Source organism: Paenibacillus pseudetheri (genome assembly GCF_924513355.1).
Taxonomy (GTDB): Bacteria; Bacillota; Bacilli; order Paenibacillales; family Paenibacillaceae; genus Paenibacillus_AQ; species Paenibacillus_AQ pseudetheri.
On the sequence record NZ_CAKMAB010000003.1, the window covers coordinates 104,396 to 119,968 of the forward strand.

Below are 15,573 nucleotides of genomic sequence, written 5' to 3' on the forward strand. Positions count from 1 at the left end.
TATGGAATTTTTATTAAGGGGTGTGTCACTGACTATTTTTTTACTGATATCTTAACATTAAGATAATTCAATTAATCTTTCTTGATCTAGGGAATTATATTACAAAATCAAACTAAACTTTAGGAGTGTATAATCATGAGAAATTTAAAAGGGATTCACCACGTAACAGCCATCACAAGCAGCGCAGAGAAAAACTACGAGTTCTTCACTTACGTATTGGGAATGCGTCTAGTGAAGAAAACCGTCAACCAAGACGATATTCAAACGTATCACTTGTTTTTTGCAGATGATAAGGGCAGTGCCGGAACGGATATGACGTTCTTTGACTTTCCTAACATCCCTAAAGGCGTACACGGAACCAATGAGATCGCCAAGACATCCTTCCGGGTACCAACTGATGCTGCATTAGACTACTGGGTAAAGCGTTTTGATCGTCTGGATGTGAAGCATACCGGAATTAAAGAGCAGTTTGGCAAAAAGACATTATCCTTCGTAGATTTTGATGACCAGCAATATCAGCTTATCTCCGATGAATTTAATGAAGGGGTCGCATCAGGTACACCATGGCAAAAAGGACCGATCCCTTTAGAGTTTGCGATAACTGGTTTGGGACCAATCTTTGTACGTATAGCTGATTTCAGCTATTTTAAAGAAATGTTGGAAAGAGTCATGCTGTTTAAAGAAATCGGTCAGGAAGAGGCTTATCATTTATTTGAAGTCGGCGAAGGCGGAAACGGTGCGCAAATTATTGTAGAGCATAATGAGGATTTACCGAATTCACGTCAAGGTTTTGGTACGGTTCACCATGCTGCTTTCCGAGTAGAGGATCGGGCCATGCTGGATGAGTGGACTAAGCATTTTGAAGACTTTGGATTCCGTACCTCAGGTTATGTGGATCGTCATTTCTTCGAGTCACTGTATACACGTGTTGCTCCACAAATCCTGTTTGAGCTTGCGACAGATGGACCTGGATTTATGGGAGATGAGGAATACGAAACGGTTGGAGAAAAGCTTTCATTGCCACCATTCTTAGAACCTAAACGTGAGCAAATTGAGAAGTTAGTACGCCCTATTGATACCGTTAGAAGCACGATCGATTTCGTGAAAGAGTGAAGAAGGAGCTGGGGAGATTGATTTCGATTGATCCGAAGCAAAATAGTGAGCGGGAAAATTATAAGTTATTAATTGGTACTGTTATTCCTAGGCCCATTGCTTTTGTCACTACACAATCAGAAGATGGCATTTTGAATGGTGCGCCGTTTAGCTATTTTAATATCGTCTCGTCTAATCCTCCGATGGTTTCACTGTCTATTCAAAGACCAGCGGGACGATTAAAAGATACAGCCCATAATATCTATAACAATCATCAGTTTGTTGTGCATATTGTAGATGATGAGAATGTTGGAAAAATCAATCAAACCGCTGCCTCATTGCCAAGAGCAGAAAGTGAAATTGAACTTGCCAATCTTACACCGGTCCCAAGTAAAAATATAGCTGTACCTGGTGTATTGGAAGCAAAGGTTCGAATGGAATGTAAGCTTGTACAAGCGATACCTCTAGGAGCAGAAGAACCTGGGAGTGATTTGTTCATCGGCGAAATTGTTCAGTTTCATATCGATGAATCGATTTATCAGGAGGGGCGGATTGACCCTAGAGCCTTAAATGCAGTAAGTCGTTTAGCGGGAGCTAATTACGCTACGATTGGTGAGATTTTTGAAATTGAGAGACCGGAATAATAAACTAAGATCTGTTCGTAAGCGATGAAGCCTACCGAACAGGTCTTTTTGTGGGCTAATTATAGTTCATCAGCTATACCAAGCAAACCGTAAGGTTTTCTCTCGAAGTTTATCTGGACTGATCGTTCCAGATATGTTATATTGCCATTACAGGAGGTGTTACTCATGGCAAGGACAAGAGAGTTTAACGAGGATCAAGCACTACATCAAGCGATGCTGTTGTTTTGGAAAAAGGGTTATGAGGCAACAAGCATACCGGATTTGCTGCAGGTTATGGGCATTAGCCGTTCTAGTCTTTACGATACTTTTTCTGACAAGCAAACGTTGTACATTGCCGCACTGGAACATTACAAAAAGGTTAGCTTCAATAGACAGGCCATTCTTGAACAGGCGTCAAGCGTTAGAGCAGGGATTCAACAATTTTTTGAGCAACATATTACTTCAGCGTATGATACGAGCCTACCCGGCGGGTGTTTTGTAACGAATGCAGCTACAACACTAGAGTCGCGGGATGAAAAAATAAATGAATTGATAAAGACTAGTTTTTTGAATTTAGAACAGGCTTTTTGCGAGCTTTTGGAAAAAGGCCGACAATCAGGCGAAATTGATAAAACCACTGATGTCAAAGCGTGGTCTTATTTATTGCTGAATTTACATCAAAGCATAAATATTATGGCAAAAGCAGATCAAGATCAGCAACGTGCCAAAGAGATGATAAAATTTGTAATTGCAGGAATATAAATTTTTTTGGTTATTATGGAACGATCGTTCCGTTATTGTAAATCATCCTTAATGCGGAGAAGAGACTTATGAAAATATCATTTATCGGGCTTGGGAAAATGGGCTTTCCAATGGCCCAAAATTTGTTGAAAGCTGGTAATGAATTAATCGTTTTTAATCGTACTCGTGAAAAAGCGCAACCCCTAATAGATCAGGGAGCGCATTATGCCGAGACACCATTGGAGGCAGCACAAAAGAGCGATATGGTCATAACCATGCTTTCTGACGATGCCGCTTTGGAGGAGATTGTTGAGGGTCCGAATGGAATTTTGAATGGATTATCGGAAAAAGGAATTCACATATCTGCCAGTACGATCAGTGTAGATCTGGCTCGGAAATTATCCGCGTCGCATGCGGAGAGAAAGCAAACCTTTGTGTCTGCCACAGTGCTGGGGCGTCCGGATGCCGCTAAAGCAGCTAAATTGCGCATCATTTTGGCAGGTCCGGAGCAAGCCAGACAACAGTTAATTCCTGTTTTAGAACAATTAGGTCAGGAAATATTCGAGATTGGGGATTATAGCGAAGAAGGAAATGTTGTGAAAATAGGCGTAAACTTTTTAATTGCTTCTATGCTGGAAGCTTTATCAGAAACGCAGCTGATGGTAGAAAAGTATGGCATAGAGCCAGCCCGTTTTATGGATGTGGTGAATGCTCTTTTTCAATCTCCCTTATATCAGAACTATGGGGCGATAATGACAGAACAGCGGTTTGAACCAGCTGGTTTTAAAATGAAGCTAGGGCTGAAGGATGTTGCACTGGCTATAGAGGCAGCACAGTCCGTCCAAGCTCCTCTACCTTTGGGCCAACTTATCTATCATCATTTATCTGAAGGAATAGCTCGTGGTTATGGTGAGATGGATTGGACAGCTTTAATCCGTTGTCTAGAGCATTCTTCTTAAAAAAATTAAAAGAGGTGTGATAAATCATGGAAATAGGTGTTACTTCGTTCGTAGAAACAAAGCCTGATATTGAGACTGGAATTGTGATGAGTCACGCACAGCGATTACGAGAAGTAGTCGAAGAAATCGTCCTTGCGGATCGGGTGGGACTTGATGTTTTTGGTATTGGTGAGCATCATCGTGAAGATTATGCAGCTTCTTCACCAGCAATCGTGTTGTCCGCTGCTGCGTCCTTAACTAAACGGATTCGCTTGACTAGTGCTGTGACGGTCCTTTCATCATCTGATCCTGTACGTGTGTTTCAGGATTTCGCTATGCTTGATGGCATCTCCAATGGACGAGCCGAGATTATAGCAGGCCGGGGTTCATTCGTTGAATCCTTTCCGTTGTTTGGTTATGGCTTACATGACTATGATGAGTTATTTAATGAAAATATCGAACTGCTTATGAAAATACGGGAATCCGAGAAAGTAACATGGAAGGGAGGCCATCGGCCAGCAATTCATAATTTGGGCGTGTACCCGCGGCCCGTCCAGAACTCTTTACCTATATGGATTGGCAGCGGAGGTACGCAAAGCTCCGCCGTTCGTGCAGGACTTTTGGGTCTGCCATTGATGTTGGCGATCATTGGCGGGAATCCAATGAATTTTGCTCCGCTTGTAGAGCTGTACAAGAAGGCGGCGGCCCGCGCTGGACATGATGTATCGCAGCTTCAGGTGGGATCTCATTCGATTGGATTCGTCGCAGAAGATACGGAACGGGCAGCAGATATCTTTTTTCCATCTACCCAGTACGGCATGAACAAGCTCGGCAAAGAGCGAGGATGGTCGTATTACGACCGCTCCAGCTATGATGCGGCCCGAAGCTTTGAGGGCGCATTGTACGTTGGAGATCCGGAAACAGTTGCTCAGAAGATCATTCATCTACGTAAGCATGTAGGTATAACACGCTTTATGATGTATGTTCCACTAAGCACGATGCCGCATGAACTTGTGTTGCGGGCTATAGAACTGCTCGGAACGGAGGTTGCTCCACGAGTACGAGAGGAAATTGCCAAGTGGGAAGCTGAGAAGGAATAAGGATTATACAAGCAATCATTATTGTATTGGAGGGATTTACATGAGTATCGTTAAACGTATACTACCAGAATTAAGAGAGGCATATTCACAATTTCCAGGGTTTCAATTGGAAGAGAATTTAGAGTGGAGCAGAAGTTTAGTGTCGGCTCCACCAGCGAAGAGGTCAGAACATGTTAACAGAACCAGTCAAAAAATTCCGGGTGCTGCAGGGGAGATGCTGGTAAAAATTTATGAGCCTGCTGGGCGAGATATTGATAAGCTTCCCGCCATGTTGTGGATTCACGGGGGCGGATACGTGTTGGGACATCCTGATATGGATGATGAGTTATGTGAACGCTTTGTTCAGACGGCTAGATGTGTTGTCGTGTCGGTTGATTATAGGCTGGCACCCGAGCACCCTTATCCAGCGGCAATCGAAGATTGTTATGCTGGCTTGGTATGGATGACGGAGGAGGCGGAATTGCTTGGCATTGATAAGAATCGGGTTGCGATTGCCGGTGCAAGCGGTGGCGGCGGGCTGACAGCAGCACTTGCACTGATGGCACGTGATAAAGGTGGGCCATCCATTATCTTTCAAATGCCGTTGTACCCGATGCTCGACAACCGTAACATTACGCCATCAAGCCATGAGATTACGGAAGGAGGTGCAATCTGGAACCGGACGGATAACTTAGCGGCTTGGAACATGTACCTGGGCGAGAAGAACGATGTCAGCGGGATCTCTCCCTATGCGGTACCATCGAGAGCGCATAACTTAGCAGGACTGCCACCAACGTATACATGTGTAGGTCAGCTTGATCTATTCCGAGATGAGACGATCGAATATGTAACACAACTTGCACAAGCAGGTGTAGATGTAGAATTTCACCTGTATCCCGGATGTTTTCATCTTTTCGAAATATTCGTTCCAGAAGCGGAAGTGAGTCAGCGCGCCGTTCAGTGCTATATAGATGCGATGGCCCGGGCACTTCATCCCAAACACTCGGCCTCCCCAAGCGAGAGCTGTTAATAATGCAAGCACAAACGACATGATCATTGTCCTTGGTCATTTCATCATACACAAAAAAATACACCCCCTAGAATCGACCGGACAAACCAAAGGTTTATCAATGTCTATTCTAAGAGGTGTATTTCATAATATTAAAGCGGGTGATCTTAACGAAGCGTCTTGAGTGCACCGCTCCAAGCCAATACTTGATCAAGCATGCCATTTACATTGGTCAGGTGAAGATCCGCTGGTTTGAACACAGAACCGTTCTCGAAATCGGTGAACAGGGACAGGGCAGGATGTACACGAACGTCTGCTACTGACAGTTCTCCCAAGATCCCACGTAAATGCTCAGCTGCACGAGCGCCGCCTACGGAACCATAACTTACGATACCTGCTGCTTTGTTGTTCCAAGCTTCACGCGCGTAATCGAGTGCATTTTTCAGTGATGCGGAAATACTGTGGTTGTATTCTTGAACGATAAATACGAAACCGTCTAACGTAGCAAGCTTTGTATTCCAAGCAGTTGCTTGCTCAGTAGCATCTACCTCTCCCATAAGTGGAAGTTTGAAGTCCGCGATATCTACAATCTCATAATTAGCATCTCCACGTGCATCTGCAACCTTTTTAACCCATTCCCCTACTTGTGGGCTTAAACGACCTTGACGAGTACTTCCCAGAATGATTCCGATGTTTAATTTAGACATTGTTTGTTCCTCCTCGATTTTTGTTCTACCAAATAGTTTGTCTAGAAATCCCATGAATTACACAACCTTCAAATAAATAGTCTTAAGAGTGTTTGGCTCTAGTTGTCTTTAAGTTAAGTATCTTTAACATGAGATAATAATATCGTGTTTAGTTTACTTTGTCAAGCAACTTAATAATAGTTAGTTTATAGTTTTGTCTCACCTTTACAAATTTAGTTGCCTAGAATATAATTGTTTAAGCAACTATTAAAAACGAAGATGAAATGAGAAGAGGGCTGAGCATGACGACAAAGCATAACCAATCCGAACTTACATTAGGATTTATGATGGGAACGACCTATCGTAAATTAAGTGCGTTATTCCAAAATGGGCTAAAAGAATATGACATAACACCAGAGCAATGGTCAGTGCTTTTTCAAGTCGACAGCACGGAAGGGCTGATTCAGAAGGATATCGCGAAGCGTTCGGGTAAGGATAAACCAACTACGACGCGAATTCTGGATCACTTGGAGGGAAAAGGACTGGTCTATAAAAGAACCGGGGAGAATGATAGGCGTTCTTTTAAGGTTTATATTACGGAAAAGGGGAGAGCTCTGATTAAGGAAACCTTTCCTATTGAGGATCAGGTCACAGATGAGATTAAGAACTGTATTTCCAGTGATGAATATGAGCTGCTCATGGGGTTGCTTCTAAGAATAAACAATCATATTGATCAAATAAATGATGGAGAGTAGGAACGTAAGTTATGCCAGAACAACAAGAACTACGTACGAAACTATGGACCAAGTCTTTTATTGCATTAACGTTTAGTGCTTTATTTTTATTTATGAATTTACAGATGCTGCTATCTTCATTTCCGTCTTATGTAAAAAGCGAATTTCAAGCCGGAGATATTATGGTCAGCTTGGTTACAAGTGTGTTTGCGCTAACTGCGATTGCTTCACGTTTTATGACTGCTTTTCTGATGCGAAGGATTAGCCGGAATGTCCTACTATATATTGGTTTAGCCATCGCGGCCGCCATAACCGGTCTTTATGTGGTAGCAGACTCCATCGGGTCACTACTGTTGATGCGTGTAGGCTATGGGATTGGGTTCGGGATTGCCAGCACGATTATTCCCACGGTTGTTTCACAGATTATTCCTAGTAAAAGAATGGGCGAAGGGATCGGCTATTTCGGTTTATCAACCAGTCTTGCAATGTCCATTGGTCCTATGATTGGCTTGAACGTAATGAAGCAATCGGGGTTTGGAACACTGGCAATGATTGGAACATTCACCTTGCTTCTTGCCTTTCCAGTCCTGTTCTTCTCACGTTCGCTTCCAGCACACCACAAGAAACAACCGATTGAACAATCCACTGAATCACCTAAACCTCTCAAGGTTCCTTTTAATAAAAAATTAGTATTGCCTGCAATACTGAATGTCTTACTCGCGATCACTTATGGTGGATTGCTTAGCTTTATCGCTTTGTTCGGCGAAGCGGTACATTTAGAGCAAGTGGGTTTGTTCTTCTTATTTAATGCGATTACGGTCATTATTATTAGACCTATTTCCGGCAGATTATTTGATAAAAGAGGACCTGCTGCTGTTCTGATTCCTGCAGCGGTTTGTGTTGTCGCGAGCTTAACGGTGCTCTCGTATACGACATCCATGCCAATGCTCATTGTATCCGCACTGCTCTATGGACTCGGCTTTGGAGCTATTCAGCCAACTATACAGGCATGGATGCTTCGGACATCTACACCTGCACAGTATGGCATGGCGAACAGTATGTTTTATAACTCAACAGATTTAGGGGTAGCCAGTGGGGCCATTATTCTTGGGGCAATCTCGGCGGCATCCGATTATGGGATGATGTATCGTTATTCTGCTGGGTTCATGGTGCTGTTTCTAATTATTTATATTGGGATTCAGATTACTAAGGTCAGAAATAACCCTTCAGCTTTAAGTCAGTAAGGGGTTATAGTAATCACATAACCCCCTTAAATATAGACCTTGACCCTGCCGGACGATGGCAGGGTCCTTTTTTTGTTGATGCAGAGGGCAGAGATCGTTAGATTAAGCGAATCTTTATCTACTATTCATATTCTTTTAAGCTAAGGGGGTTATAGTAATCACATAACCCCCTTATAATATAGACCTTGACCCTGCCGAACGTTGGCGGGGTCCTTTTTTTGTGTTCTTGCGCCCTCCCGAAAACATAGGTAGTATACAGATTTTATCCACTAAGGACGGTATAATGAAGGAATCAGGGACGGTCAAAGAAGTAGAGGAGAAGTTTACGAATGAATATGACATGGAATTTGGATCGTTTATACCCTTCGTTTGAATCGGAGAAGTTAAGAGGGGATCACGAGCTACTGCGTCAACTTATTATAGATTTAAAAGCCTGGGCTGAGGGCAATCTAAAGCGTGAGGATGTTTCCGTCGCAGCGGTCGAGGACTTTCTAAGACGCTACAACGATTATAAAAGCGTATATGTATGTTTATTAGCCTATGCAGAGTTAACGCTTAGTGCAGACAGCAGTTCTGAGGAAGCCATGAATCTTGCTGATGATATTGAGCATATAAGCTCAGAGATAGCTGGGGTAGTTGCGGATTTTAAACGATGGATTAGTACTTGTGAACACATAGATGGGCTTATCGTTAGCTCAACTTATCTTCTGAAACATCAATTTTATTTAAAGGAGCTTCTTCTGCAATCCCGTTATGTGTTAGATGAGGAAGTGGAAGTTGCGATTGCTAGAATGCAGAGCACGGGTTCCAAAGCGTGGGGAAGGCTCTACATGGAGAGCGTATCGAGTACACTTGCAGATGTGGTAGTACAAGGGGAAACTAAGAAAGTAACGCTTGTGGAACTAAGGAGTATGGCCTATGAGAATAACGCTACATTAAGAAAAGCGGCTTATGAAGCCGAGGCGGAAGCTTGCAGCCGTATTGCTGGGGTTTGTGCAGCTTGCATGAATGGAATTAGTGGTGAGGCGCTAACGATTTATGGCATGCGTGGATATCCATCTTCTCTGGAAAAGGTGTTAGTGGCATCGCGAATGGACAGTGAAACTTTATCGGCAATGATCGCCGCTCTTCAGGAGAGTTTGCCAGCTTTTCATACCTATTATCAAAAGAAAGCCGAACTGCTGGGACATTCCACAAAGCTGCCTTTTTACGATATTTTTGCACCGATTGGCGAAGAAAGTGTAAAAATCTCTTACGAAGATGCACAAAAAACAATTGTCTCCAGCTTCGGAACCTTTAGCGAGGAATTGGCCAATTTAGCTCAAAAGGCTTTTGATCAGCAATGGATTGATGCAGAACCTAGAGCGGGTAAGAGTGGATATGGGCTCTGCATTGATATTTTTCCGATAGGCGAGAGCAGAATCATGACCCAGTTCACCGGAAATGCTATAGATATTAGTATTCTGGCCCATGAGCTCGGCCATGCCTATCATAGCTCCTGTCTGGGAGAAGAAACGATGCTGAACACAGATTATCCGATACCGATTGCCGAAACGGCTTCGATCTTTTGCGAGACGATTGTAAATCAGGCACTACACACTAGTTCGACCAAGAAGGAAGCGCAGCTTCTATTGGAGAGAAGTATTTCCGATGCTGGGTATTATCTTGTAGACTTCTATGCTCGTTATTTATTTGAGCTTAAATTATATGAAAGAAGAACCTCAGGTCCGCTTCCTGTTCAAGAGCTGAACGAATTGATGATTGCTTGTATGGTGGAAGCTTACGGTGAGAGCATTGATCCTGACACGATCCATCCTTACATGTGGATGAACAAGGCCGGATATTTTATGGCTGGTTATGAATTTATGAACTTCCCGTATTCTTTCGGACTGTTATTCGCTAAAGGACTCTACGCAGAATATTTAAAAAAGGGCGAGGAGTTCGTCGCCCGGTATCGTCAGTTTCTTAGTGCTACCAGCAAGCATAATATTGCAGATGTAGCAAAGCTTATGGATATTGATGTACACTCCATTGATTTTTGGAGAGGTGCTTTAAAGCTGATTGAAACCGATATTGAAGCATTCATCAGCACAACCTAAACAACTCTCCAGTTGTGATCACAGGTAGCTTCAATTTGGCCGCGTTTTTCAATGTAATTCGTGACAATTTCAGACATGTCGATCAGTACTTCTTTAACAATCGGCTTGCCCTTATACATCTCATAATCTCCACCACCGCTTGCTCTATAGTTGTTCATAACAACATCATATTCCTTAGAGTCCTCTACAGGCTGTCCACGATGCAGCAGATGGAGGACTCTTTTGCCTACAGGTTTATTGATATGAAGCTCGTAGTGGATGCCTTCCCACATATCATAATTGTAATGTTGCGATTTAGGTTCTACATAAGCAGGGTTAACCATTACATTTCCCTCTAGATCCTTTTGAAAATAGTTGGCGGTTTGTTCCAGTGCCTCTTTTATATCTTGTCCGGTCAGTCTTAGCACAGTTAGCGTGTTAGGATAAATGAAGTTGGAAAGAATATCTCTCCGAGTAATGGTGTTACTGAAGCCCTTGCAATCGTTGCTGAGTAAAGCTGATGTCGAGATCTCTACACCTGTAGCCTCCATCTGTACCTTATTCATGAATTCTATAAAGGGATGGTCAGCCATTCGGCATTCATCCGCACTAGAAATAGATAGGTCACCGGTAACTGTACCTATTCTCTCATCCAACCAGGTTTCTGTTTCTGACTCAAGATGGCTGCTAAGCTCCAGAATTGTATTATCTACAGCGGTCTTGTCGTCCACAGCAAGGAGCTCGGCTTGTTTATACTTAATCTTCCAATGCCCGTTTTCTTTTTGAAAGACTACTGAAATTTTACCGAGGGAATGTCCATTACAACCGGGCTGTATGATCGTGACCCCATTTAGCTCACTAGCTATGAAGCGATGCTGATGTCCGGTAATTAACACATCTAAGCCTTCAACCTCAGTGCACATTGCGTAGGCTTGATTCTCTCCAGTTAGTCTCTCTACAGGTTCACCACTAAGGAGGTCGCGCTCGAACCCGCCATGATAAGCTACAACGAGTAAATCGGGCTGTTCTTCTTCTCTAATAGTGGCACACCAAAGTTTTACAGTCTCTAACGAATCCTTAAATTGAAGTCCTTCTATATGGACAGGATTCTCCCAGTGGGGAATGTAATGTGTGGTAACTCCTAGGATGGCTACTTTGATTTTTTTGTCTATCCATTTGATAATATAGGGTTTTCCAAATGCAGGTTTACATGTCGTGCAATCTATAATTCCAGCAGATAACCAAGGGAATTTAGAATCCTGAATGGCTTTATTAAGCAGTGGCTTACCAAAATTAAATTCATGGTTACCAATAATTGCAGCGTCATATTTCAATTCATTCAATGCAGCTATGCCTGGATTTAGTTCGTCACTGTACTGTGTGGCTGCATTATAAGCTAGCGGTGTACCTTGAATAAGATCACCGTTATCGAGAAGTATTAGCTCCTGACAATGGGATCTTTCTTGTTTAATAAGGCTAGCAATGGTTGCTAAGCCTTTTTGTCGTTTCTCACCCGAACGGTAATCAATGGGCCCTAAATGCCCATGTAGATCACTTGTTATGAGGATTTCACAGGTTAAGGTGCTGTCTTTAGTCATGGGTAGCCTCCTACGGATAATAAGTTCAGACCTCATTCTAGCAGATAATTTGGAAATTTTAAGAGATTGGAATAAATTTTACATATATTTGATAGTTAGATGCTCTAGATTTAATAGAAAAACTTTATAGTCTAGAAGTACTAAAAAAAAGAAAACAGTGGAGGTCTTTCGTTTGAGAAAAATAAGTAAGTTCGTATTGCCGCTAATGATGTCTATTACATTGCTTAGTGGTTGTGGTGCTAACAACACTACTAATACTGCAAACCAAGGATCGACAGATGCAACAAATGCACCGAAGGAAACGGCAGCTCCTGTAGCAGAGGGTTATGTTCCTGAGAAGCTCACAGTACAATTTGTCCCTTCCCAAAATGCGGATACGCTCGAAGCTAAGGCGAAACCTCTTGAAAAATTACTGGGTGATAAACTCGGTATTCCTGTAGAAGTAAGTGTCTCTACTGATTACAACACTGTTATCGAAGCTATGGCTTCCAAAAAGGTGGATGTAGGTTTCCTTCCTCCAACAGCTTACGTATTGGCCAAAGAAAAAGGAGCTGCTGAAGTTATTCTTCAAGCCCAACGTTTTGGTGTAAATGATGAAACTGGCGCTCCAACAGATGAATTAGCTGATTTCTATAAATCTATGATTATCGTTAAGAAAGATTCTGCCATCCAATCCGTGGCCGATTTGAAAGGCAAAAAAATCGCTTATCAAAACGTTACATCCTCTGCAGGATTTGTATGGCCGGCAGCAACACTGATGGATGCGGGACTTGATCCGTTGAAGGATGTACAAGCCATTACGGTCAAGGGACATGACCAAGGCGTACTCGCTGTGCTGAACGGTGACGTAGATGCAGCAGCTATTTTCCAAGATGCCCGGAATATTGTCATTAAGGATTATCCGAAAGTATTTGAAGATACCCGTGTTCTTGCCTTTACGGATAAAATCCCTAATGATACGATTTCGGTCCGTTCAGATATGAATAAGGAATGGATGGAGAAAATTCAGCAGGCGTTCATTGATATCGCAGCTGACACAGAAGGACATGAGATTGTTAAAGAAATTTATTCTCATGAAGGTTATGTGAAGTCACAAGATAGCAACTTTGACATTGTTCGTGAATACAACAATAAAGTAAAAACAGAGTAGTCCAAGCCGTTCAAGGATACAACGATGTTGGTGTATAACAGGCATTAAGGATAGCCAGCTCCGGATTCCCCCCCGGATCTGGCTATCTCTTTCTCTTTTATACGATTATACGAAAACACACAAAGGAATGATTTCATGATAAAGCTTCAGAATGTATCCAAGACATATCAAAACGGAACTAAAGGCTTAAACAACATTAATCTGACTATTCCAGCTGGGGAATTTGTAGCTATTGTTGGTCTTTCTGGAGCAGGGAAGTCAACCTTGCTGCGTTCCATTAACCGGCTTCATGATATTTCGGAAGGCGATATTCTTATAAATGGGCAGTCCATCACGAAGGCGAAGGGAAGCCAGCTACGAATGATTCGCAGGAATATCGGAATGATCTTTCAAAGTTTCAACTTAGTGAAACGTACGACTGTGCTTCGTAATGTATTGGCAGGACGGGTGGGCTATCATTCCACCATACGGACGATACTCGGTAAATTCCCGCAAAAAGATATCGATTTAGCCTTTGAGTCGCTCGATCGGGTCAATATCGCTGAGAAGGCCTACACCCGTGCAGATCAACTATCTGGAGGTCAGCAACAGCGAGTGGCTATTGCTCGTGTTCTTGCGCAGGAGGCGCAAATTATCCTTGCAGATGAACCTGTCGCTTCACTGGATCCGCTCACGACCAAGCAGGTTATGGATGATTTGAAAAAGATTAATGTGGAGTTTGGGATTACCACTATCGTGAACTTGCATTTTATCGATCTCGCTAGAGAATATGCTACCCGGATTATTGGGCTCCGGGCAGGAGAAGTGGTCTTCGATGGTCCGGTATCGGAGGCAACCGATGAGAAGTTTGCTGAGATATACGGAAGACCGATTTATCAGGATGAGTTGTTAGGTGAGCCTGTAAGCGGAGGCATGTGATATGAGTGCAAATGCAGAGAAGCTACATCCCAAACCGCCAAGGAAGATAAAACATTATTTTACAGCCATTATATTAGTAGTATTACTGTGGAGAAGTGCGGTTTTGACCGATTCATCCATCGGTGAACTGATCTCCGGCCTGCCGAATATGCTGGATCTGCTTAAGGAAATGTTCCCTCCAAACTGGGGGTATTTTGACAATATTATAGATGCGATGCTGGAGACGATCCGGATGGCATTGGTCGGTACAACGTTTGGTGCCATTCTCGCGGTTCCCGTTGCGCTGCTGTGCGCAAGTAATATTACACAAAGCCGATGGCTTCGTTATCCAGTGCGTATGCTGCTGAATTTGATCCGCACCATTCCCGATCTGCTGCTGGCTTCTATCTTTGTCGCCATTTTTGGACTTGGTGCGCTCCCGGGAATATTTGCTTTGACGGTATTTTCGCTGGGGCTAATCGCCAAGCTTACCTATGAATCGTTGGAGACGATTGAACAGGGACCTTTGGAAGCCATGACTTCAGTCGGAGCGAATAAGACGCAACGAATTATGTTCGGCGTCATTCCGCAGGTACAGGCTCATTTCATGTCGTATGTGCTGTATGCTTTTGAGATTAATGTCCGCGCTGCAGCAGTTTTGGGATTGGTAGGAGCAGGTGGAATCGGCCACTACTATGAAGTGACATTAGGCTTCTTGGAATACGATAAGACTTGCACCATCATCTTGTTCACATTAGCAGTAGTATTGATTATTGATTATGTAAGCACTAAGCTGCGGGAGAAATTAATATGAGTAAATCATGGAATACCCTAGTCCCCAAACCTCGTAAAAATCGTTTCCGATGGCTGATTTATGTAGCATTAGCGGCAGTGTACATTTGGGCTTTTTCGGGAGTTCCGTTTAATGGATTTAAAGAAACCGCCGGGATCATTACTAAGGCAATCTTTGCCGGGATATTCTCTCCTGACTGGGCCTTCGTTTATTTACCAGATGGGGAGGATCTGCTTCGAGGATTGCTTGAGACGTTAGCTATTTCAATTTTAGGAACTTTTATCTCGACCTTCATATGTATCCCATTTGCTTTTTGGGCTGCGGTCAACATGAGTAAGGGAAAGGCGATTTCGGGCTCCGGCAAGCTGATGTTAAGCTTTATACGGACATTCCCTGAGATCATTATGGCTTTGTTGTTCATCAAGGCTGTAGGGCCGGGTTCATTTGCGGGCGTACTGGCTCTAGGACTGCATTCCGTCGGCATGCTCGGCAAATTGTTCGCGGATGAGATTGAGAATATTGATAACGGTCCACTTGAGGCTTTAATTTCTTCAGGTGCCAGCCGTATTCAGGTGTTATGGTTTGCTGTTGTGCCACAGGTATTGCCAGGATTTCTATCCTACACTTTATACAGGTTCGAAATTAACGTCCGCTCGGCTACGATTTTGGGTGTAATTGGGGCAGGGGGGATTGGCACACCGTTAATCTTTGCACTCAGTTCACGGAATTGGGACCGTGTCGGGATTATACTACTAGGCATCATTGCGATGATTACGATTATTGATCTGATTTCCGGCATGATTCGGAAGAAGCTAGTGTAACGGAATCGCATAATTACATGTTAGACAAAGACCTCCTTAGGTATGAATCGAGCCTATGGGGGTCTTTTATGATTAGCGTATCATTCGGAA

15 protein-coding genes are annotated in these 15,573 nt (G+C 43.2%); 13 read left to right on the forward strand and 2 right to left on the reverse strand.

Annotated features, from left to right (window positions below; all coding sequences use genetic code 11):
• The first annotated feature begins 135 nt into the window (after window positions 1–135).
• The 6 genes from L1028_RS03295 (at window position 136) to L1028_RS03320 (ending at window position 5,503) form a co-directional block, all read left to right on the forward strand.
• Window positions 136–1,113 carry a ring-cleaving dioxygenase gene (locus L1028_RS03295; RefSeq protein ID WP_042185334.1) on the forward strand — a complete coding sequence of 326 codons (978 nt, stop codon included), beginning with the start codon at window positions 136–138 and terminating at the stop codon, window positions 1,111–1,113.
• Window positions 1,114–1,130: 17 nt separating this feature from the next.
• On the forward strand, window positions 1,131–1,736 hold the full coding sequence (locus tag L1028_RS03300; RefSeq protein ID WP_234531237.1) for a flavin reductase family protein: 606 nt from the start codon (window positions 1,131–1,133) through the stop codon (window positions 1,734–1,736).
• 165 nt (window positions 1,737–1,901) lie between these two features.
• Complete coding sequence (locus tag L1028_RS03305; protein WP_234531240.1) at window positions 1,902–2,477, forward strand: TetR/AcrR family transcriptional regulator; 576 nt, start codon at window positions 1,902–1,904, stop codon at window positions 2,475–2,477.
• Window positions 2,478–2,545: 68 nt separating this feature from the next.
• A complete protein-coding gene (locus L1028_RS03310; RefSeq protein WP_234531245.1) occupies window positions 2,546–3,415 on the forward strand; it encodes an NAD(P)-dependent oxidoreductase in 870 nt (289 codons plus the stop codon).
• Window positions 3,416–3,441: 26 nt separating this feature from the next.
• Window positions 3,442–4,494, forward strand: a complete 1,053-nt coding sequence (locus L1028_RS03315; protein ID WP_234531246.1) for an LLM class flavin-dependent oxidoreductase — start codon at window positions 3,442–3,444, stop codon at window positions 4,492–4,494.
• 40 nt (window positions 4,495–4,534) lie between these two features.
• A complete protein-coding gene (locus L1028_RS03320; protein ID WP_234531247.1) occupies window positions 4,535–5,503 on the forward strand; it encodes an alpha/beta hydrolase in 969 nt (322 codons plus the stop codon).
• Between the two features lie 146 nt (window positions 5,504–5,649).
• Here the strand turns inward: L1028_RS03320 and L1028_RS03325 are convergent, their stop codons facing one another.
• Complete coding sequence (locus L1028_RS03325; RefSeq protein WP_042124617.1) at window positions 5,650–6,189, reverse strand: NADPH-dependent FMN reductase; 540 nt, start codon at window positions 6,187–6,189, stop codon at window positions 5,650–5,652.
• Window positions 6,190–6,470: 281 nt separating this feature from the next.
• Between L1028_RS03325 and L1028_RS03330 the strand changes: the two genes are divergently transcribed.
• The 3 genes from L1028_RS03330 to L1028_RS03340 all read left to right on the forward strand — a co-directional run bounded on the left by L1028_RS03330 (window position 6,471) and on the right by L1028_RS03340 (window position 10,245).
• On the forward strand, window positions 6,471–6,923 hold the full coding sequence (locus tag L1028_RS03330; protein WP_234531249.1) for a MarR family winged helix-turn-helix transcriptional regulator: 453 nt from the start codon (window positions 6,471–6,473) through the stop codon (window positions 6,921–6,923).
• Between the two features lie 11 nt (window positions 6,924–6,934).
• Window positions 6,935–8,146, forward strand: coding sequence for an MFS transporter (locus L1028_RS03335; protein ID WP_234531251.1), 1,212 nt, complete (start codon window positions 6,935–6,937; stop codon window positions 8,144–8,146).
• Window positions 8,147–8,475: 329 nt separating this feature from the next.
• Complete coding sequence (locus L1028_RS03340) at window positions 8,476–10,245, forward strand: M3 family oligoendopeptidase (protein ID WP_234531252.1); 1,770 nt, start codon at window positions 8,476–8,478, stop codon at window positions 10,243–10,245.
• Here L1028_RS03340 and L1028_RS03345 read toward each other — a convergent pair.
• Window positions 10,242–11,822 carry a bifunctional metallophosphatase/5'-nucleotidase gene (locus L1028_RS03345; RefSeq protein WP_234531255.1) on the reverse strand — a complete coding sequence of 527 codons (1,581 nt, stop codon included), beginning with the start codon at window positions 11,820–11,822 and terminating at the stop codon, window positions 10,242–10,244. The genes L1028_RS03340 and L1028_RS03345 overlap by 4 nt on opposite strands.
• Window positions 11,823–11,994: 172 nt before the next feature.
• Between L1028_RS03345 and L1028_RS03350 the strand changes: the two genes are divergently transcribed.
• From L1028_RS03350 to phnE (L1028_RS03365), 4 genes are all read left to right on the forward strand, one after another.
• Complete coding sequence (locus L1028_RS03350; RefSeq protein WP_234531257.1) at window positions 11,995–12,972, forward strand: phosphate/phosphite/phosphonate ABC transporter substrate-binding protein; 978 nt, start codon at window positions 11,995–11,997, stop codon at window positions 12,970–12,972.
• Between the two features lie 135 nt (window positions 12,973–13,107).
• Window positions 13,108–13,890 (forward strand): phosphonate ABC transporter ATP-binding protein, encoded by a 783-nt coding sequence (gene phnC, locus L1028_RS03355; RefSeq protein ID WP_234531259.1) that lies wholly within the window; start codon window positions 13,108–13,110, stop codon window positions 13,888–13,890.
• A gap of 1 nt (window position 13,891) precedes the next feature.
• The gene (gene phnE / locus L1028_RS03360; protein ID WP_234531261.1) at window positions 13,892–14,683 is read left to right on the forward strand and encodes a phosphonate ABC transporter, permease protein PhnE; all 792 of its coding nucleotides are present in this window, start codon (window positions 13,892–13,894) and stop codon (window positions 14,681–14,683) included.
• The gene (gene phnE, locus L1028_RS03365; RefSeq protein WP_234531262.1) at window positions 14,680–15,483 is read left to right on the forward strand and encodes a phosphonate ABC transporter, permease protein PhnE; all 804 of its coding nucleotides are present in this window, start codon (window positions 14,680–14,682) and stop codon (window positions 15,481–15,483) included. The genes phnE (L1028_RS03360) and phnE (L1028_RS03365) overlap by 4 nt, the downstream gene beginning before the upstream one ends.
• Window positions 15,484–15,573 lie beyond the last annotated feature (90 nt).